Annotated in this window: 23 protein-coding genes; 15 read left to right on the top strand and 8 right to left on the bottom strand. The window is 46.1% G+C overall.

The window, feature by feature from the left end:
• Positions 1-45 precede the first annotated feature (45 nt).
• Positions 46-282 (bottom strand): NifU family protein, encoded by a 237-nt coding sequence (locus V1498_RS18030; protein WP_409295147.1) that lies wholly within the window; start codon positions 280-282, stop codon positions 46-48.
• Between the two features lie 210 nt (positions 283-492).
• On the opposite strand from V1498_RS18030, the gene V1498_RS18025 reads away from it, so the two are divergent.
• Positions 493-834 (top strand): YuzD family protein, encoded by a 342-nt coding sequence (locus V1498_RS18025; RefSeq protein WP_409295146.1) that lies wholly within the window; start codon positions 493-495, stop codon positions 832-834.
• A 263-nt stretch (positions 835-1,097) separates the two neighbouring features.
• Here the strand turns inward: V1498_RS18025 and V1498_RS18020 are convergent, their stop codons facing one another.
• The gene (locus V1498_RS18020; RefSeq protein ID WP_409295145.1) at positions 1,098-2,165 is read right to left on the bottom strand and encodes an NAD(P)/FAD-dependent oxidoreductase; all 1,068 of its coding nucleotides are present in this window, start codon (positions 2,163-2,165) and stop codon (positions 1,098-1,100) included.
• A gap of 370 nt (positions 2,166-2,535) precedes the next feature.
• Between V1498_RS18020 and V1498_RS18015 the strand changes: the two genes are divergently transcribed.
• Positions 2,536-2,772 carry a YuzB family protein gene (locus tag V1498_RS18015; RefSeq protein WP_409295144.1) on the top strand — a complete coding sequence of 79 codons (237 nt, stop codon included), beginning with the start codon at positions 2,536-2,538 and terminating at the stop codon, positions 2,770-2,772.
• A gap of 41 nt (positions 2,773-2,813) precedes the next feature.
• Here the strand turns inward: V1498_RS18015 and V1498_RS18010 are convergent, their stop codons facing one another.
• A complete protein-coding gene (locus V1498_RS18010; RefSeq protein ID WP_409295142.1) occupies positions 2,814-3,497 on the bottom strand; it encodes a DUF2225 domain-containing protein in 684 nt (227 codons plus the stop codon).
• A gap of 162 nt (positions 3,498-3,659) precedes the next feature.
• On the opposite strand from V1498_RS18010, the gene V1498_RS18005 reads away from it, so the two are divergent.
• Both V1498_RS18005 and V1498_RS18000 read left to right on the top strand, forming a co-directional pair.
• A complete protein-coding gene (locus V1498_RS18005; RefSeq protein ID WP_409295140.1) occupies positions 3,660-4,022 on the top strand; it encodes a HesB/IscA family protein in 363 nt (120 codons plus the stop codon).
• Positions 4,023-4,311: 289 nt separating this feature from the next.
• A complete protein-coding gene (locus V1498_RS18000) occupies positions 4,312-5,142 on the top strand; it encodes a methyl-accepting chemotaxis protein (RefSeq protein WP_409295138.1) in 831 nt (276 codons plus the stop codon).
• Between the two features lie 108 nt (positions 5,143-5,250).
• On the opposite strand, the gene V1498_RS17995 is transcribed toward V1498_RS18000, so the two are convergent.
• Positions 5,251-6,246, bottom strand: coding sequence for an NAD(P)/FAD-dependent oxidoreductase (locus V1498_RS17995; RefSeq protein WP_409295137.1), 996 nt, complete (start codon positions 6,244-6,246; stop codon positions 5,251-5,253).
• Positions 6,247-6,655: 409 nt separating this feature from the next.
• Here V1498_RS17995 and V1498_RS17990 point away from each other — a divergent pair, with 409 nt between their 5' ends.
• The 4 genes from V1498_RS17990 to V1498_RS17975 all read left to right on the top strand — a co-directional run bounded on the left by V1498_RS17990 (position 6,656) and on the right by V1498_RS17975 (position 9,493).
• Positions 6,656-7,873, top strand: coding sequence for an NAD(P)/FAD-dependent oxidoreductase (locus V1498_RS17990; RefSeq protein WP_409295135.1), 1,218 nt, complete (start codon positions 6,656-6,658; stop codon positions 7,871-7,873).
• Between the two features lie 221 nt (positions 7,874-8,094).
• Positions 8,095-8,229 carry a YuiA family protein gene (locus V1498_RS17985; RefSeq protein WP_409295134.1) on the top strand — a complete coding sequence of 45 codons (135 nt, stop codon included), beginning with the start codon at positions 8,095-8,097 and terminating at the stop codon, positions 8,227-8,229.
• A gap of 108 nt (positions 8,230-8,337) precedes the next feature.
• A complete protein-coding gene (locus V1498_RS17980; RefSeq protein ID WP_409299347.1) occupies positions 8,338-8,658 on the top strand; it encodes a YuiB family protein in 321 nt (106 codons plus the stop codon).
• Positions 8,659-8,812: 154 nt separating this feature from the next.
• Positions 8,813-9,493 (top strand): 3D domain-containing protein, encoded by a 681-nt coding sequence (locus tag V1498_RS17975; RefSeq protein ID WP_409295132.1) that lies wholly within the window; start codon positions 8,813-8,815, stop codon positions 9,491-9,493.
• A 41-nt stretch (positions 9,494-9,534) separates the two neighbouring features.
• Here V1498_RS17975 and V1498_RS17970 read toward each other — a convergent pair whose 3' ends face one another.
• Together V1498_RS17970 and V1498_RS17965 are read right to left on the bottom strand one after the other, a co-directional pair.
• On the bottom strand, positions 9,535-10,338 hold the full coding sequence (locus V1498_RS17970; RefSeq protein WP_409295131.1) for a cobalamin-binding protein: 804 nt from the start codon (positions 10,336-10,338) through the stop codon (positions 9,535-9,537).
• A gap of 13 nt (positions 10,339-10,351) precedes the next feature.
• Positions 10,352-10,828 (bottom strand): divergent PAP2 family protein, encoded by a 477-nt coding sequence (locus V1498_RS17965; protein ID WP_409295129.1) that lies wholly within the window; start codon positions 10,826-10,828, stop codon positions 10,352-10,354.
• A gap of 229 nt (positions 10,829-11,057) precedes the next feature.
• Here V1498_RS17965 and V1498_RS17960 point away from each other — a divergent pair, with 229 nt between their 5' ends.
• The 4 genes from V1498_RS17960 (at position 11,058) to V1498_RS17945 (ending at position 14,059) form a co-directional block, all read left to right on the top strand.
• On the top strand, positions 11,058-12,563 hold the full coding sequence (locus tag V1498_RS17960; protein ID WP_409295127.1) for a leucyl aminopeptidase: 1,506 nt from the start codon (positions 11,058-11,060) through the stop codon (positions 12,561-12,563).
• A gap of 110 nt (positions 12,564-12,673) precedes the next feature.
• On the top strand, positions 12,674-12,934 hold the full coding sequence (locus tag V1498_RS17955; RefSeq protein ID WP_409295125.1) for a hypothetical protein: 261 nt from the start codon (positions 12,674-12,676) through the stop codon (positions 12,932-12,934).
• A 138-nt stretch (positions 12,935-13,072) separates the two neighbouring features.
• Positions 13,073-13,456 (top strand): hotdog fold thioesterase, encoded by a 384-nt coding sequence (locus V1498_RS17950; protein ID WP_409295123.1) that lies wholly within the window; start codon positions 13,073-13,075, stop codon positions 13,454-13,456.
• A 171-nt stretch (positions 13,457-13,627) separates the two neighbouring features.
• Positions 13,628-14,059 carry a DUF5366 family protein gene (locus V1498_RS17945; protein WP_409295122.1) on the top strand — a complete coding sequence of 144 codons (432 nt, stop codon included), beginning with the start codon at positions 13,628-13,630 and terminating at the stop codon, positions 14,057-14,059.
• A 44-nt stretch (positions 14,060-14,103) separates the two neighbouring features.
• Here the strand turns inward: V1498_RS17945 and V1498_RS17940 are convergent, their stop codons facing one another.
• Entirely contained in the window at positions 14,104-15,966 is a 1,863-nt protein-coding gene (locus V1498_RS17940; RefSeq protein ID WP_409295120.1) for a transglycosylase domain-containing protein, read from the bottom strand.
• 235 nt (positions 15,967-16,201) lie between these two features.
• On the opposite strand from V1498_RS17940, the gene kapD reads away from it, so the two are divergent.
• Positions 16,202-16,828 (top strand): 3'-5' exonuclease KapD, encoded by a 627-nt coding sequence (kapD, locus tag V1498_RS17935; protein WP_409295118.1) that lies wholly within the window; start codon positions 16,202-16,204, stop codon positions 16,826-16,828.
• A 41-nt stretch (positions 16,829-16,869) separates the two neighbouring features.
• Here kapD and V1498_RS17930 read toward each other — a convergent pair whose 3' ends face one another.
• Positions 16,870-17,259, bottom strand: a complete 390-nt coding sequence (locus tag V1498_RS17930) for a kinase-associated lipoprotein B (protein ID WP_409299345.1) — start codon at positions 17,257-17,259, stop codon at positions 16,870-16,872.
• Positions 17,260-17,419: 160 nt separating this feature from the next.
• Between V1498_RS17930 and V1498_RS17925 the strand changes: the two genes are divergently transcribed.
• Both V1498_RS17925 and V1498_RS17920 read left to right on the top strand, forming a co-directional pair.
• Positions 17,420-18,151: a peptidylprolyl isomerase gene (locus V1498_RS17925; protein WP_409295116.1), complete on the top strand. Its 732-nt coding sequence runs from the start codon at positions 17,420-17,422 to the stop codon at positions 18,149-18,151.
• A 64-nt stretch (positions 18,152-18,215) separates the two neighbouring features.
• Entirely contained in the window at positions 18,216-18,425 is a 210-nt protein-coding gene (locus V1498_RS17920; RefSeq protein ID WP_409299344.1) for a hypothetical protein, read from the top strand.
• The last annotated feature ends 147 nt before the right edge of the window (positions 18,426-18,572 follow it).

The raw sequence follows: 18,572 nt of genomic DNA, 5'->3' as shown, positions 1-18,572 counted from the left end.
ACGGCCGTCCCAAATTGGGACAGCCGTTTTATTATTTAGACTTTATTAAAATACTTGTTCAACTTCCACGATTCCTGGAACCTCTTCAAGCAGTGCGCGTTCAATCCCTGCTTTAAGGGTAATGGTGGAACTTGGGCAGCTTCCGCATGCGCCCAGCAAGCGTAATTTAACAATTCCGTCCTCAACGTCCACAAGTTCGCAGTCCCCGCCGTCACGAAGAAGAAACGGACGAAGCTTATCAAGCACCTCTTGAACCTGTTCAGTGACCTGTTGTTCAGACATACCAATCCACTCCTTTCCTACCACTATTATAATCACATTACCTGCAAAAAGCTATTCGAAAATCCGGGTGAACGCCTCAAAAAGGCAAAATAACTTTATCTGCAGTTAATGGATACGCTACAATAGAAAATGAAAAGGAATCCGCCAAAATAGATATGGAATCCCGCTGCCGTCCGGCTTCGGGACAAATTGCGAACAGGGGGTTGAAATATGAACAAAGAAGTGGAAATCCAAGTGTATGGCGCCGAGATCCTCTGCCCCAGCTGCGTTAACCTTCCATCATCCAAAGAAACATACGAATGGCTCCAGGCGGCATTATCCAGGAAATTCCCTGACCAGCCGTTTCAGGTAAGCTACATCGATATCCATCACCCTCCTGAAGATCGAGAGAAGAGAAGCTTTGCCCAGAGGGTGATTGACGAAGATATGTTTTATCCGGTTGTGGTGCTGAATTCGGAAGTCGTCGGCGAAGGAAATCCCCGGCTGAAAACCATCGTTTCCGAAATGGAGAAATACGGCTATAGAGAGAAGAAAGAGCAGGAGTCTGTTTAGATTTCTTAGTAATGTATTGAAAAGGCTCTTCTAAAAGATAGTTGTTTTTAATCAGTACTTTAGGAGATAAATTTAACAAGTTTATTGGAGCGGAAGGTGCGAGACCTATGCGGCAAAGCCGGGGAGGCTCCTGCGCACGTCCCGCTCCCATAGATTACCTGCAGCGGAAATCAACTTTCTTGGTCATTAACCGCAATGTTTACGAAAACAGCCAATGAAAAAGACCCGGCAGCTGCGGGTCTTTTTCGTGTATTAATAAAAAATCAAGTGTTATGGCGCTTATACATCCAGAGTATCCCTGATTTAATCAGCCTGGCGACACGCCCGGTGATAGGGGTGTCATTGACCAAACCAAAACCGTGTTTGCTTCCTAGGGAGCCCATTGTGCCTTTCAGCTTGATCTGCGGCATTGTTTCCGGAAGCGGCTTTCCTGCCCATTTCTTTTTAAGTATTTCTGCGATCTGCTCCGCCTGTTCCTCAGCAAGCTGTGCGCTCGGGGAAAGGGGGAGGCTAGCACAGTCTCCCACTACAAATACATCCTCATGTCCAGGGATGAAGTGCTGGGGAGTCAGGACGACCCTGCCCTGCCGGTCCTTTTCTACCGGAAGGTCCCGGACTATTTTACTCGGTTGAACCCCGGCGGTCCAGACGATCGCATCAAATGGGATGGGTTCATCATGATTGTAAAGAGTTTTTTCTTCAACATTCGTGATGTTGGCTCTGTTGATGATCTCGACATTATGCCTCGTGAACCAATTTTGTACATATTTGCTCAGACGCTCAGAAAAGGCTGAGAGGATATGTTCTCCGCGGTCAAAAAGGACGATCGTCAAATCAGGGCGGCTTTCATTCAGCTCACTGGCAAGCTCAACACCGCTTAGGCCGGCACCAACTATGCCGACTCTTGAACCTGGAGCGAGGCTGCTCAGGGTGTGATAGGTATGCCTGGATTTTCCGATTGTCTGGATGCTGAGCGTGTGCACATCCGCACCTGGGACATTGTGATACTTATCCTCACACCCAAGCCCTATAACCAGGTCGTCATAGGCAATGGGCTCTGTGCCTTTCAGGTACACTTTCTTTTCTTCCAGGCTGATTTCTATAACTTCCCCGTAACGGATATTCAGGCGCTCATGCTCTGGGAAGGATACACGCACATCCTGATCGGAAATGGTTCCTGCGGCTAATGCATAATATTCAGTTTTTAGACAGTGGTAAGGAGAACGGTCAATTAAAGTGATGGCTGTATCTTCAGGCAGGTGGTGCGGTAGAAGTCTTTGAAGAATTCTCATGCCGCCATAGCCTCCGCCGAGTATTACTAAGTTTTTCATGTTCATTAACCCCTTTTGCCTCAATATAGCTCCTGACTTTTGTAAAAGCGCTTACCTTGCATATGCAGAGTCTCACTAGGTCAAATTGAAACCGGATGCAGTCACATTAATAGAAATAATCATTTGAAAGGTTCATAATGTTATATTTAAATACCATTAAAAGTATAGCGAAATTAGAAGGAAATCACAATAGAATTATGTAATTACACAATTTTGAATGCGGTTGGAATGACTGGGCCGCTTTCTTTAGATATGCCATGCCCCTTTTATTTCTACTACCCAGAAAGCGGCCGGGAAAACTCTTTCATCCAGCCGGGGGAATTGACTCTTTGGAAAAGAGGTAGGATAATTAATATAGTGAGGTGAAAGCATGAAGCCTATTATAGAATTCTGTATAAGCAATCTGGCAAGCGGCTCACAGGAGGCTCTGGAGAAATTGGAAAGAGACCCTGATCTTGATATTGTGGAGTATGGCTGCCTCGGATACTGCGGCAAGTGTGCCAGCAGTCATTTTGCATTGGTTAACGGCGATGTGGTCCAGGGTGATACACCGGACGAACTCATTGAAAATATATATATTTACCTGGAAGAAAACCCTATGTTCTAAAAAAGCCGAAAGGAAATCCGCTGCAGGATTTCCTTTTTGCCTTATACGGTCTTCAGCTCTCTGACGGAAGCCCATCCTTCCTTGGCAAGCTCTATGATCCCTGCCTCATCCGTCTTTCTCTGTCTTTCAATGACCCTCGAATAATATTGGGCTGCTTTTGAAAGGTCTCCTGTCCTCTTGGACAAATCAGCAATCATATAGTAAATCCGGATTTCTGACATTTTGGTGCCCTTGAAGTCATCAGCCATGTAAGATCTTTCGTATTCATTGGCAGCAAGTTTCATGAACCGGTTTTCCTGCCCTTGGTTTGTCCCGCGAAAAAGCCAGGCTGTCCGCAGGTAAATGCCGGCCATGGTCACATGCTTCTCCTGTTTTAAGCCCCCGCAGTAGGCAGCAAGCTTGTACGCTTTTATACCTTCGCTGATGGTCCTCATGCCGCCAAGGTCCTGGGGGACCCAATGGTTTGCCACTTTATCGAGGAGAACCTGCTTTGTCCCCGGCGGGAAGTAAGGGGAGAAGTCATCTGAAAAAGAATACCCGCAATGGGTGCACACGGCAATATTATATAACAAAGGATTTACTTCCGGATTGGAATAAATGGGCTGGAAGTCTGTCTCAAACCTGAGCACTCCAACGAATTTTGACCGAGTCTTCAATGATTGAAATGTTTTTCCGCATAATGGGCAGGTCAGGTTACGCGGGAAATACGGCGAAAGGGTCTCCATTCACATCACATCCTATGTTTTATTAGGTATATATACTTATTATAAAGGTCCTATGTAAAATTGCTATGTCTTTAACAAAATTATCTAAAGCACAAGGTTTTGCACCATATTTTTATTGGGATATACTATAATAAGTAAATGATCAAAAAAGGAGGGAATACAATGAGTAATATAGTTACCCTTACTGAAGCTGCGGCACTCCATGTCAAGGACATGATGAAACACAATGAGGAAGAAGGTGCCTATCTGCGCGTATCTGTCAATGGAGGTGGATGTAGCGGCCTTTCTTATGGAATGGGATTTGCCCATGAAATAGAAGCTTCCGATACCAGACTCGAACAGCATGGGCTAACCCTGCTGATAGATACAGAAAGTGCCCCGATCCTTAACGGGACGGTCATTGACTATAAGGAATCTCTTATGGGCGGAGGATTTACCATAGAAAACCCGAATGCCATCGCTGCCTGCGGATGCGGTTCATCTTTCCGCACCGCTGTAAATGCGGGGAAGCCGGAAGAGTGCTAATGACAGAATCAGCCGGAAATAGGTGACAAGTATTACCTGCAAACTGGAAAGTCTTATAAGCCTTCTCGAACGTCAGCCTTTAAGGAGTGACTAGTCGAGAGGGTATTTTTTTTCTCGAAAGAAGGCAGGCCGTTCTGTACGCAAATTACAGGGCGGGGAATTTTCCTGTTCGCCTTTTATTGAAGACAGCAGATGTATAAATAAGAATTCAGAAAAATAAATAAAAATGTGAAGCGGGTAGGAAAAAAGTGCTAGAATAAAAGTACTAATTTTTGAAAAGGGTGTAAATATGACAAAAATTGACCGGCTCGATGATACTCTCTCCGCTTTCAGTCAAATGATCCCGCTTATCCATTCCATGCTTCCGGATGTATCGATAGGTTTGACCAATACGGAAGAATGGCTGATGTATTTACCTGGCAGGAAAATCAATATAGGAGTAAAGCCAGGCAGGAAGATCAACCCGGATGAGCCCCTGGCTGGCTGCATCAAGAATAATATACGGATAGAAGAGGAGATTACGGAAGAGTTCTTTGGAGTGCCTTTCACAGGACTGGCAGAACCGATTCTGCAGGATGGAAAAGTCATTGGGGCTCTTGCGATTCAATTGGAGAAACAGAATGAAAGGGCCTTGAGGGATATTTCGGAGCAGATTGCCGGCTCCATATCAAAGGCGAACGTCCGGATATCAACCATTTCAAATGGAGCTGAAAACTTGGAGGGAATAACCAATAAACTTTTAGCACAATCCAGCCAGGCTTCAAAAGAAGTACATAATACCGATGAAGTTCTTACATTCATTAAACGCATCGCCGATCAGACGAATCTGCTGGGCTTAAATGCTGCGATTGAAGCTGCGAGGGCAGGGGATAAGGGAGCAGGATTCGGCGTGGTCGCGAACGAAATCAGGAAGCTTTCCCATGAGACCTTATCTTCCACAGAAAAGATCCGTACCACATTGAGCAGTATCCGGAAATCCATGATAGAAATCACCGATTCAATCGACAAGGTGGTCATGGTGGGGAGCGAACAGGCAGCATCCACCGAGGAAATCTCAGATTTCATTGGAAAGATTGAGGCCATGAGCCAGGAACTGAAAAAGTACGCATCGAATCTATAGATTGCGGCGCCTCCTGCCTTCAAACGGTTAAGGGGCGCTGTTTTCATTTCATGCTGCAGGGCAGCAGGCAGTCCGCGAAAAAAAAGCCGCCTGTCTGGCGGCTTTGATTTATGAGAATAAGGATGTGCTGTGAAGCGGCTGGACACGTGCTTTAGGATCGATATAAGCCTTGGCATTATTGACGGCTGTCGGTGCTTCACCGAATCCTGTAGCAATAAGCTTGGCCTTGCCGTCGTATGTGCAGATATCACCTGCAGCGTAGATGCCCGGGATATTGGTTTCCATTTTAGAGTTCACCACAATGGAGTTTTTCTCAATCTCAAGCTCCCATTCCTTAATCGGTCCAAGGGAGGATACAAATCCGTAGTTTACGATAACGGCGTCCACATCGAGGACTTCTTTCTCTTCGCCCTTGGCGCTCTCTACGATTACCTGTTTTATGCCATTCTCATCACCGATGATTTCCGAAGGGATGTAAGGAGTCATGACCTCGACCTTAGAATTCATCAGGTTTTCCACGCTGTGCTCGTGGGCACGGAACTTATCTCTCCTGTGGAGGATCGTCACCTTTTCGGCGATGGGTTCGAGCATAAGCGCCCAGTCAACGGCAGAATCCCCGCCGCCAAAAACAACAACCTTCTGGCCGGCAAATTTATTAAGGTCATCGATGAAATAATGGAGATTCTTGCTCTCATATTCACGGGCATTCTCAAGTTCCAGCCTGCGCGGCTGGAATGCGCCGTTCCCGGCTGTGATGATAATGGTTTTGGTGTAGTGGATCTCATTGTTGGTCGTTATCTTGAAAATACCGTCCGCTTGTTTTTCCACCTTTTCAACTGCCTGTTCGAGGCAGACATCAGGTTCAAACTTTGCCATCTGTTCCTTCAGGTTGTCTATCAGTTCCTGGGCCCGAACCTTTGGGAAGCCCGCAACATCATAGATATACTTTTCCGGATAAAGGGCTGATAACTGTCCGCCAAGCTGCGGAAGGCTTTCTATAATTTTAACGGAAGCCTGGCGCATCCCGCCGTAAAAAGCCGTGAAAAGCCCGGTTGGCCCGCCTCCAATGATCGTTATGTCAAATACAGTTTCGTTCTCTTTCACACATTAACCCCCCAAAGAAATAAAATCTTTTACTATTTTAACACAAAACAATTTTGATAGTCCCGTCACAGCCTTAAAAAGATGAAGGAAAATAGTGAACAAACAGAATATTTAATCAATTTTTAACGGGCGGCACCTGTCTGCGGTGAATGATGGCTGAAGAGGATTTTTTAAAAATAACCGCGGAAAACAGGGTATCTTGACTTGAAATGTCTGCTCAAAAAGAATAAGATGGTCTTTAGGATAATGTTAACATTCTGTGACAAATCTCTAACATTTTTTTGAACTAGTTCGTGAATTATATCACAAACTTAAGGTTTATAGTATAATGAAATTATAAGTATGATTTGTTGTGATTTGGCACATAAGAAACTAACTATATATATATAAAAAGGTGGATTTGATACTAGTGAAAAAGCCTAAAATTGTAATCCTCGGAGCTGGATACGGCGGTTTGATGGTAGCTACAAGACTGCAGAAGTCCCTTGGAGTCAACGAAGCAGATATCGTATTAGTGAACAAAAATGATTATCATTATGAAACGACTTGGCTTCATGAGGCTTCAGCGGGTACGCTGAGCCCGGATCGTGTACGCTATGATATCCGTGATGTTATTGATAAGAACAAAGTTGATTTTATCCAGGACGCTGTTGTGGAAATTAAGACAGAAGAAAAAGTTGTCATCCTTGAGAATGGCGAAGTTAGCTATGATTACCTGGTGGCTGCCCTTGGCGGAGAGCCTGAGACATTCGGCATTCAGGGACTTAAGGAACATGCATTCACAATTTCTAACGTAAACAGCGCGCGCCAGATCAGGGAGCATATTGAATATCAATTCGCTACCTACCATAATGAACCTGTGAAAAAAGATGAGCGCCTGACAATTGTTGTCGGCGGTGCCGGTTTCACTGGTATTGAATTTCTTGGCGAGCTGACTAACCGTATTCCGGAGCTTTGCAAAGAATTTGATGTAGACTATCATAAGGTCCGCATCATATGTGTGGAAGCAGCTCCTATGGTTCTTCCAGGCTTTGACCCCGAACTAGTAAGCTATGCTGTTTCCCAATTGGAGAAAAAGGGTGTTGAATTCAAGATTGGCACTGCCATCAAAGAAGCTACCCCGGAAGGCATCATCGTCGGGAAGGGCGAAGAAGAAGTGGAAGAAATCAAGGCAGGTACAGTTGTATGGGCTGCCGGCGTCCGTGGAAGCTCCGTCATTGAAAAATCGGGAATTGAAGCGATGAGAGGACGCGTTAAGGTAGATCCTACCCTGCGTGTGCCGGGACATGAAGATATTTTCATCATCGGTGACAGCTCATTGGTCATCAATGAAGAAATCAACCGCCCTTATCCTCCTACAGCTCAAATTGCCATGCAGCAAGGGGAGCTTACGGCGAAGAACATTACTGCGCTTGTACGCCAGCAGGAAAACCTTGATACTTTCCATTTCGATAATAAAGGGACTGTCTGCTCGCTGGGTGAAGACGATGCAATCGGTGTTGTATTCGGTAAGAAGGTTACAGGAACAAAAGCATCTATCATGAAAAAAATGGTTGATAACCGTGCTCTGTTCATGATTGGCGGAGTGGGCCTTACCCTTAAAAAAGGAAAATTCAAATTCCTATAATCAACCTTTATGAGGCTGCCTATGGCAGCCTTTTTTTCGTTTCTATCGATAAAAAGTCATTTAGTTTAAATATTCTGAATTTTTAACCAAGACTTCGAATATGAAAGATAAGAGATGATGTATCCGTTTACATGGAGGAATTCGCCCTAAAATAGAGTTTTGTCTTAATAATGGAACCTGTTATAGTATCTAACAAATTACTTTTTAAGGAGAGATGAAGAATGAAGCGAAATCAAACCGAATGTTCATATTGCTCTGGGAAGGGATATTTCCAGCTGCTATTAGGCGGTTCTGAAACTTGCGCCTGCTGCAACGGAAGCGGGAAGGAAAAAAAGAAGCATGCTGACTCCCCCTAACTTGGCGGAGTTTTTTTTTTGAAGCAGCAAAGAAGTCCCTTTCTGAGTTATTGACGCCGGGATGGTCTTTAAGTAAACTTATATTGATGCGTCTGGGGAGGGCAGAAAATCGTGAATATAGCCATTCTAATCATATCTATGCTTCTATTCTTTGTATTGTTGTTCGGCATTGGGTTCATCTTAAATATGCTGTTGAGGAAAACGTGGGTAGTTGCCATCTGTTATCCGATCATTGCAGCGCTGTTCATAAATGACCAGAAAGTCCCAGCTTATTTCAGCCAGCCTGGTACGGCTTTCCCAAAACTTTGGGATAAAATCCTGTCACTGCACTTTGCAGATATCCTGATTCTTTCCTGCGGCTTCCTTGGAGCGGCCATGGCCGGGGTCACCATTCGGATGCTGCGCCAGAGAGGTTATAGAATGTTTTAATCAAAAGCCTGGTTTAGGAATTCTCCTAACCAGGCTTTTTTCATTTGCCAAATTTCAGAAGTACTGATACTCCTTCTATCTTATTGTTTTTCCCAAATTGGAATATTTCCTTTCAGATTGGGAAGTAATAAGGGAGAGAGGAGTGAAATTTTTCTTGATAAATATAAAAAAGCTTTTCGTGCGGGCAGCACTGCTTTGCCTGCTGATCTTTGCTTTACACTCTACATTCTACAGCCTTACAGGCATAAAGGCTGAACAACTGGTCCTTGGCAGTGCCCCGGGATCTCATTCTATTTTATCCCGGTATCTCGGCCTGGGCAATAAAACCATCAAGCAATTCGTGCCGGATGCCTTGAAGGCCGCTCCTGTTACAGCAGAAGCAAAGTCATCTCCGGTCCTCGAGGATCAGGACTGGACGAAGTATCCGAAGGCTACGGTGACTGCCACCGGCTATACAGCCGGCTTTGAATCCACGGGTAAAACAAAAGGCAGTCCAAGCTTTGGCATTACATATTCTGGAGTTAAGGTTAAGCGTGATTTGTTCTCCACGGTTGCGGCTGACTTAAACGTGTTTCCCCTTGGAACCATATTATTCATCCCCGGTTATGGATATGGGGTGGTTGCCGACAAGGGAGGAGCCATTAAGGGAAAAGAACTGGATCTTTTTTTTAACACAGTAGAGGATGTGTATACACACTGGGGGAAGAAGACCCTTGAAGTCTACATTATCGAACGCGGGAAGGGAAGACTCTCTGAGAGCAGGCTGAAGGCCTTGAATGAAGATAAAAATCTTCAGGTATTCCGCCAATCATACATAAATAAGGAAAATCAATAACATAAGCGAAAGGGAGTGTGCCATGGCACGCTCCCTTTCATTTACTTCCAGAGACTGCGGGTATCCACCCCGCGGTATAGATCAGGATGCAGAATTCCGGCAAGCTTTACAAGACCATCCAGTAAGCGGGGAGAAGGCCGGCAATACAGCGGCTCTTCAAGGATAAGAATCTTGTCATCCCGCACGGCCGGCATTGAATCCCACCCAGGCCGCTTTTTCACGACTGCCGGCTGGACTTTCCGGGAGGGAACACCGACCCAGGCAAGGCAGATATAATCGGGGTTCCTCCCAAGCACATCCTCAGGGTCTGTCTGGACACTGGCAAGCTCTACATCACGGAAAGTATTGACACCTCCTGCCAGCTCGCTTATTTCTGTCAGCCAATTGAGGGCGCCCGGGGTGAAGATAGGCTTTGGCCACCATTCCCAATATAGGGAGGGCCGGTAAGGAACAGACTGGGAGATTTCCTTCATTTCTGCAATAAGTGACTGATAGCTTCTAATTCTGTCTTCCGCATTCTCAGCAGGAACCAGCGCGTTCAATTTTTCCAGGTCCCTGGCAATGTCGGACAGGGACTGCGGATTAAGCACTATGTGGGGAATTTCTCTTTTTTCTAATTCAGCAATGTTCTTTTCCATTCCAGGAACACTCAAGGAAGCCAGAACTAGATCCGGTTCCATGCTCTCCAGCTTATCCATATCAATGGATAAATCAGGACCAAGCCTGGGAAGGCGGGTAATGGAAGCAGGCCAGTCTGAATAATCATCAATGGCAGCCAGCTGATCCTCGATGCCTAGGAATGCACAAAGTTCGGTGTTGCTTGGGCAAATCGAAATTAATTTCATCCTGTCTCCCTCATCATCTAAATATCATATCTAGGATCAGCGTTAGAATGATGCCTGTCAGCCCCCCGAAAAATACTTCAATCGGTTTATGGCCGAGAAGTGTTTTTAATTCTTTACGCTTTTCTTTCGGGCCCTTTTGAGGCCAATTCTTAGCTTCGGCGGTGAACTTGCCGAAATCGGTCACCAGCTTATTCAGGACTGCAGCCTGTTCGCCTGCCTGCCTGCGCACCCCTGTCGCATCAAACATGGTGATGATGGCAAAAAGGGCAGCAACCGCAAATACAGTAGAATCGAGGCCGCTTTCCAGCGCCACTGCTGTTGCCAGTGCAGTCACTGCAGCAGAGTGGGAGCTCGGCATTCCGCCTGTGCTGTTTAATAAAGACCAATCCCATTTTCTCAGGGCGATATACTGGATGGGCACCTTTACAAATTGCGCGAAAAAAATAGCGGCAAGTGCAGCCAGCAGGGGAAAATTCCATAATAAGTCCATAAGCGTCTCCTTTAATATCATATATTTCGCACTAATAGTACAACTAAAATATTTTCTTTATAGTATTCCTTTAAACCAATCAAAAGAAAGCTAAACATCATATTAATTTTCTACAGCTCACGTTGGATTGTAAAAAGGAGTGAAATTATTTAGCTAATGTAAAATTTTCAATTCGAAATAAATGAAAAATTTAGTATAATGAGGTTGATACTATGCAGGGGGTGCTTTTATGTTTCATGTACATAATAACTTAGATATTGGACAGGTCCATGATTGCTTAATTATAGGGATATATGATAATCAGCATAAGCTGTGCGGAGCTGCTGAAACCTGTGACCAGGAGCTTGACGGACAGCTTGCCTCGCTTATAAAAGAAGGGGAAATATCCGCCAAGGCCAAGTCGGTAAGCAAAATACATACACTTGGGAAGCTGGGCGCTAAAAGGCTGCTTTTCGTAGGGCTTGGAAAAGAAAAGAAAATTACCTTTGATCTGCTTCGGGAAGCATGTGGAAAAGCATTCAAAGAGCTGAAAGGCTCCCATTTTACTTCCGTTTCGGTGGATCTTGATACTTTTACGGCAGAAGGACTGGAAGCTGCAGATGCCGCACATGCCATCAGTGAAGCCTTTGCTCTTTCCGGCTATAAGTTCGAAGGCTATAAGCAGAAGCCAAACGAACCGGAAAAAAGAATTGAAGAAATCCGGGTATACACTTCTGAAGACAGCGATGAAATTAAGGCGGCACTTACAGTAGGCCATGTATACGGACGGGCCACCAATTCGGCGAGAGACCTTGTGAACCTGCCGCCCAATATGCTGACAGCCACTGACCTGGCTGAATATTCGAGAAACCTTGGGGAAACATACGGCTTTGAAACAGAAATTCTTGGCCGGGAAGAAATTGAAAAGCTTGGCATGGGTGCCCTAATGGCGGTCAACCAGGGTTCAACTGAAGAGCCTCGTATGATTGTACTGAAATATCAGGGAAAAGAAGACTGGACTAATGTAATCGGGCTTGTCGGTAAAGGCGTGACTTACGATACAGGCGGATACTCCTTGAAGCCGCGCGAGGGCATGGTTGGAATGAAGACGGATATGGCAGGGGCGGCCGCAGTTCTTGGGGCCATGGAAATTATCGGGGAAATGAAGCCGGAACAGAATGTAGTGGCCGTCATTGCTTCCACCGATAACATGGTAAGCGGAACAGCATTCAAGCCGGATGATGTTATTACATCCATGAGTGGAAAAACGATTGAAGTACTGAATACAGACGCAGAGGGCCGGCTTGCCCTGGCTGATGCGGTGACATATGCCAAGCAGCATGGGGCGGGGTATATCGTAGACATAGCTACCCTCACAGGCGGTGTGGTCATTGCCCTTGGATCAGATATGACAGGAGCCATGACAAACGACGAAGCCTTGTTTGAACAGATACTGGAAGCCTCAGCTGAATCAGGGGAGCCTGTCTGGCGCCTCCCAATCACTGAAAAAGACAAAAAGCGGGTAAGGAACAGCAAGATTGCCGACCTTAACAACTCTCCAGGACGTGAAGGGCATGCCATCATGGGCGGGGCTTTTGTCGGTGAGTTCGCAGAGAACACACCATGGGTGCATCTTGACATCGCAGGAACGGCTACCGCCAAGAAAGATACAGAACTTGGCACTTCAGGGGCAACCGGTGTTATGACAAGGACTCTTGCCTTGTTTGTTGAGCGCTTCGCCCAGCAGGAATCCTGATCAGACCAAGTCTAATCTGTGCTGCCGGCCCCTTTCAGCCCACTCACTTCCTGTACTTGGCGCATATGTAATAGTGTACAAAGAAGGCGAAAGAAGAGGAGGTTTTTCTTGTGGGCTATAGACCGGTTTATGGCGGTGGCAGCTATGGCAGAGGCCCTTTTTATGGAGGGCCGGGCTGGGGTTTTGGCGCACCATTTCTGGGCGGCCTTGTCGGCGGCCTGATTGGGAGCGCAATCCTGCGGCCAAGACCATATCCATTTATTGGACCCGCTTACCCTGCCGCACCGGCCTTACCTTATCCAGGTTATGGGGCTTATGGCGGCTACGGGGGAGTCCCTGGCTATGGGGCAGTCCCGGGCGGATACTATTAACAAATGAAAAATCAGCGATGAATAGACAAGCAGGCTCATTACGGGCCTGCCATTCATTTAGGGCTCGCCCGATCAGGGGAAATATTCTTTGGAGCGGCAATCGCCGGCAATCATTCATGATGTATGGGAGGAATAGGAATGGACTTGGAAAATACACTTATCAACACACTCGGCATTGAAATTCAGGAGGCTTCACCCGGATTTGTAAGGGCGTCGATGCCGGTTGATGAAAGAACCCGCCAGCCCTTTGGACTTCTGCACGGAGGCGCCTCTGTTGCCTTGGCTGAGACGGTGGCCAGCATCGGTGCTTATAACCTGGTGGACAAGGAAACAGAAGGTGTTGTCGGCCTTGAGATCAACGCAAACCACGTCAGGGGCAAGAAGGATGGAATAGTCATGGCGTACGGCCGCGTGCTTCATCATGGAAAGTCCACACAGGTTTGGGAAATCAACATAAAGGATGAAGAAGACCGGCTTATCTGCATTTCCCGTTGCACGCTCGCCGTTATTAAACTAAAATAACGATGAACACAATTTAGAACTAGACAGATGGTGTGAGGCAGGAGAATGAGAAATACATACTTAACTGGTTATTTTCCTTTATTGTCGATAATTTTATTCAGTCTTTCCCTCTCTGTGTATATGCAGACACAATCATTGCAGCTCTTGAAGAGAGCAGGCCTCTACTCCGGGATGAGAGAATTTTTTTCGGCGGCGGGAATCAGGCTTTCGCTGCTGGTCCTGTTCCTGCTGATTTTCTTTATGCTCTTCTCAGCATTGAAACTGATTTCCGCGACGATCCTTGAGCTTTCGCTGCTTTTCTTTTCAAGGGATGCAGAAGGAAATGTCTTAAAGAATATCCGGCTTTCGTCGGTCATTTATTTTGGCGGCGGTCTCCTTTCCCTGCTGAGTGCATCATGGATTCCTGGGATTGCCATTATCTTCGGGGGCACCACTCTCACGGCTTTTATCTATTTAGTCTATAAAACCAGTCCTTCCATGACAATCACTGGGCTTTTCGGCATGATCTTCTTTCATACTCTGTGCTGGTCGACTTTGCTCCTGGGTGCGGCATTTCTGCTCCTTAAGCTGTATAACAGCCTGGCAGCCAGTCTGCCGTTATAAAAAGAACAGCCCCGCTTGCATCAGCGGGGCTGTTCTTTTGGGGACTATTTGCCGCCCGGGGTTACGGTATCCTTCCATATCAATAAATGGGGTGCGGCTCTGCCTGCTTCCTGTATGCTTGCCGGAAAGTCACGGCCGACCCAGACGCCGGCAGTATATCTGTCTGTTAATCCTATATACCAGAGGTCTTTGTAATCATTAGTGGTCCCTGTTTTTCCCCCTAAGAACGGACCGGATATGCGTGCTTTTTTGGCAGTCCCGGTCATGACCGCTGAATGGAGGAGAGTATGCATCTTCATTGTCGTCTCCCGGCTCCATACTCGCCGGGGCTTTTCCTTCCAGCTGTACAGAATCTTCCCGCTCGAATCTGTAACCTTATTGATGGCCCGGGGTGGCTGGTAGGTGCCATCATAAAAGGAAGTGTACGCTCCGGTCAGTTCAAGGGGACTCATGCCATATGTGAATCCCCCGGCTGCAGCGGGCAGACTGTAATCCTCTTTGACCAGTTTGTTGAAAAAGAATGGGGAAAGGTATGCGAATGACCGTTGTATTCCTGTCTCCGCAAACATTCTTACAGCAGCCGTATTATAGGAGTGAGAAAAAGCCGATTCAATCGTTACAAACCCGTGGCCGGCGTTATCAGCGTTGTGCGGGCAATAGCCATTCAGGCATAGACTGCCGGCATTTACAAGCTCTGTGAGCGCAGACTGTTTCCTTTCGAGATAAGGGCCATATACCAGCAGCGGCTTGATGGCTGATCCAGGCTGGCGGTAGGCTTGATATGCTCTGTTAAAAGAATATTTTTTATAATATTTTCCCCCAATCAACGAGACAAGCTTATGCGTATGATGTTCTATAACAACCGAAGCACCTTCGATATCTTTTTGGGGCAAATGTTTCCTCACAGCAGCTCCGGCAGCGCTCTGGATGTCTCTGTCGAGCGCGGTATGTATCGTAATGCCGGATTCCAGCAGGCTGTTTACCCGCTGATTCAATTTCTTGCTGTAAGCAGCTCCCGCTGAATTATCCGAACCTGATAATTTGCCGGCATACCCTTCCGATTTGGAGACAAGTTCCTTGAACTCCATCAGCGTATAAGCTGTATAGTCTGGATAGGAATCCATCTTTTGATGGACATGCAAGGTAATAGGGGCAGCAGCAAGGACTTTGTATTCCTGAATCGAAATCAGCTTTCGCTCTTTTAGCATCCCGAGTATCCGTTCCTGTCTCTTCTTGGTGCTGCTGAAGTGAACCAGCGGGTCATACATCAGCGGGTTATTTGGAATTGCAGCCAGGAAAGCCAGTTCCGCCCTGTTAAGCTTGTCGGCGGCCTTATTGAAATACAGCCGGGATGCGGCTTCTATCCCGTAAGCGCCATTTTGGAAGTAAATTGTGTTGATATAGGCTTCAAGAATCTGGTCCTTTGTCAGCTTCCTCTCGAGGGAAAGCGAATATAGGAGTTCAGCAAGCTTGCGATTATAGGTCTTTTCGTGGGACAAGTAGAGATTGCGGGCAAGCTGCTGGGTGATGGTGCTTCCGCCCTGGATGCTGGCATCCGATTGAGCGTTTGCAATGACGGCCCGGCCAATCCCTGATATATCTACACCGAAATGTTCGTAAAACTGTCTGTCCTCCACGGCTATAAAAATTTGTTTAAGAAAAAGCGGGATCTTTTGGCTGTCCAGTGAAATGCGGTTCTGTGACAGGGTGATCTCGGAGATGGTCCTGCCATCGCCGCTTTTTATAAAACTGGTCTGAGGCATAAGGGTTCCTCGTCCCTCAATCTTCCTGTCAATAAGAGTCTGTACGCTCTCAGCCCTGCCCGCTTCCTTTACACCCATTGCCAGCAGGGCAGCAAATGCAGGCAGCAAAGCTGCGATGATCAAAAAGCCTAAAGTTTTCCTCAACGGTTTCATCTTCCATTCTGTTAATCTAGAGGACAATCTTTTTCCACACCTGATGTGGATATCCAAAGGTTATTTTACAAAAAAAGTGAGTGGAGTGCTTAAGTTTTTAGAATAAATCAGAAAAAAATGCCAGGACATGTATATAAATATATCAGTAACTCAATAAATATTTGATATAATGTTTAAAAAAAGCGTAAAGTAATCCAGGTAAATTTTTAGTGAAGGAGGATAGTAAATGGAACCAGGGCATCAATATTTGTTTATCGATTTTGAATTTACTATGCCGGAAGGCAAATCAAAGCCGGAAGGATTTTATCCGGAAATTGTGGAAGTGGGCATCGTCTCAGTGGTTAATGACAGCATCGTAAAAAAATACTCCTCTTTTGTTTCTCCAGAACGTTTTCCCGCCTTGACCGAACGCTGTAAAACCTTTTTGAATATCACCCAGGACCAAGTGGATGGAGGAATGACTTTCATTGAATTGATTGAGCTTCTTAATGATTTTGAAGAAAAACACCCAGGCAGTACCATTGTGACATGGGGGAATATGGATATGAAGGTGCTGCGGAGCAACTGCCTCAAAGCGGATGTGAAATTCCCTTTTACAGGCAAGCAGCTTGACCTATCCATGGAGTATAAGCGGTTCTTTGGAGACCAGAATCAGACTGGTTTGTGGAAAGCCGTCCAGGAGTACGGCAAGCAGGGGACCGGCAAACATCATCGGGCATTGGATGATGCGATGACAACCTATAATATTTTCAAACTTGTAGAAGAGGATAAGAGATATTTGAAAAAACCAGAGCCAACCACCATCGGAGACCGTATCGACTTGTCAAAAGTTATGGATAAGTTCGCCTTATAAAGCCAAATCTCCTTTACAGCAGATTTGGCTTTTGTCTGTCTTCAGCCTTTAAAATAATCGCGTTCGAGTTCCTTCAATGAAGCGATGCTCTTTACACTCCATTCGTCCTTTTTTTCTTCCAGTTCCAAAACCGCCTTCTCTATTGCCGCCTTCAGGGATTCCTTATAGTCCGGCACGGAGCCTTCGTATGTTCTCACCATATTTTGAGGGACATTCGTCTGCTCCCTGAAAGCAAGGGCCCTTCTCTGATGGAAGAGCGGGACATCAGCCTGCCTTGGATTATGCAGATCGCCCTGATGCGGATGCTTCTCCACCGCCAGCACTCTTACAAGATAACTTTGCGGCCTCACGTCCGTCACTTCCCCTATGTACTTGCCAGTCTTATAAAATGCTGTTACCTTATCGCCCGATTTAAAGATAGGTGTCTCCATTGCAGCCACTCCCGTATAATTGATATCCCCATCATACATAACCACCCTGTCCATACTCAAGAAAAAGGCGCCATTCATGGAATTTTTGGGAAATAGGGGACTGTCCCCTATTTCCCAAACTTTGCTTTTATTGTAAAGTGAAGAAGCAGGAGGTATGGAGATGAAAACAAACCTATTCTTTATTTTATTAAGTTTACTGCTGATCACGGCATGCGGTACAAGCGGAGGCTCGGGAGAAAAATCAGGATCCGGCGGGAATAAGCAGGAAAGCAGGGAAACAGAAAAACTGCAGGATATGGCCCTGGAGGATTTTCCTCAATTCAAGCCTGTTCAGAAGGATGATAAAGTGGTGCTGATGGAAACCACAAAAGGCAGCATTAAAATCAAGCTGTTTCCAGCGCAGGCTCCAAAAGCGGTTGAAAACTTCATCACACATAGTGAAAAAGGATATTATGACAACTTGGCCTTTCACAGGCTCATCAAGGACTTTATGATCCAGGGCGGCGATCCGAATGGAGACGGAACCGGGGGAGAGAGCATCTGGGGCAAGCCGTTCAAGGACGAATTCTCTGAGAGACTGTTCAATGTGCGCGGTGCCCTGTCGATGGCGAATTCTGGTGCCGATACGAATGGAAGCCAATTCTTCATTGTCCAGAATCAGCATCTGAACCAAGACATGCCCGAGGAAATGAAGAAGGCCGGCTATCCACAAGCGATTATCAAGGCTTATGAGGACCAGGGCGGAACTCCGTGGCTCGATCAAAAGCACACAGTATTTGGACAGGTTATAGAAGGTATGGAAGTTGTAGATAAAATAGCTGCAGCCGGCGGGGACGAACAAGGAACCCCCGCAGAAAAAATTACGATCCGGTCTATCAAAATCATACAATAATCAGCCAGACAGGAAGCCTATGTCTGCTATAATGGAAGCAGCGAGAAAAGAAAGGGTGTCCACCATGCTAGTTCTTAACAGCTTTGCCGCAGGACTATTCTTGTATTTCCCTGAAGACAAATCAGAATATATCCCGGCAGCGATTACCTGTGTTATTTTCCTGACGGCAGCATTTCTTACCATGCGCCTGATCATTAAGGTTTCAAAAAGGCAGGCCGAGGCTGCGAAGGAATTGGAAGAATCATTGCTGAAAAAAAGAGAGATACATCGATGACGCGCCAGAAGCAGGTGCGTTTTTTTTGTCGCCAATAAAAATATTGGCATCTTCAATGGAATATAGTACCATTACCTTAATTCTATTGGTTTCCAAAGAAAGGTTCGGTGCGGTCATGAAGTTCTAATTCTATTGAAACAGGTGATC

The sequence above is a fragment of the Paraperibacillus marinus genome (genome assembly GCF_046237605.1).
In the GTDB taxonomy this organism is placed as follows: Bacteria; Bacillota; Bacilli; order Bacillales; family DSM-1321; genus Paraperibacillus; species Paraperibacillus marinus.
The sequence above is the reverse complement of the archived record's forward strand: the minus strand, read 5'-3'. Positions and strand labels throughout refer to the sequence as shown.